Here is an 817-nt window from a genome sequence, read left to right on the forward strand (position 1 = left end):
CATTAGAAGTTCCACCTAAACCACTTTTTTGTATAATAAAATTACCTTCATCATAATTTGTGCTTAAACTCTCATCAAGCTTTACAGTATGAGCAAAGCCGTTAGAAAAAGCAAACAATACATCACTCAAACAGCCACCATATTGCCCTGATAAGGTTCGGACTTTAAATTTTATTTTTGTATATTCTTCATTGGCTAACTTTTTCTTAGAAAACAAATCAAGCCATACTGAACCTTTTCCTTGATTTATTATGCATAAATAAATAGTAGAAGCTTCCTCATTAACATAATTTATTAGTGTTCCAACTTCAGCTTTTATATCAGGGTTTGGCAACTCATAAGAAGTGATAAAACCTGCATCTTTTTGTGGTAAATTACTTACAATTTCTTCCACTATAGGTTGTAATTCTTCTTTAGAAACACCTTCACCTTTCAAAGAAGCTAAAAACTCATCTTCACTTTTTCCCGCATTACCTTCTTTGTTAAGCCAAATTTCATAAGCACTTTTTCCATCTTCTCCTTTGGCTCCACTATCGCCTTTTAAACTTTGAAGTTGCTCAGGCGTAAAATCTTCATAAGTAAACGCATCGCCTTTTTCGCCTTTTAAACTAGCTTGATTTTCTGTAATATAAGATAAAATACCATCTTTTATACTATCATCTAGATTTATCTTATCTAGCTCTTCATTTATGATTTTTATCAATTCTTCTTTATCTATCTTACCATTTTCATAAAATTGCACCAATTTTTCCATTTTGTTTTTAAGCTCATTTAAGCTTTCATTTTGTGTTTGAATAACTTGTTCTAAACTCATTTT

General features: G+C 30.6%; 1 pseudogene. It reads right to left on the minus strand.

From position 1 onward, the window contains the following. Window positions 1-817 (minus strand): annotated as a pseudogene (locus tag L8W56_RS08735) (hypothetical protein); the annotation flags it as partial.

Source organism: Campylobacter sp. IFREMER_LSEM_CL1085, assembly GCF_025772235.1.
Taxonomy (GTDB): domain Bacteria; phylum Campylobacterota; class Campylobacteria; order Campylobacterales; family Campylobacteraceae; genus Campylobacter_D; species Campylobacter_D lari_D.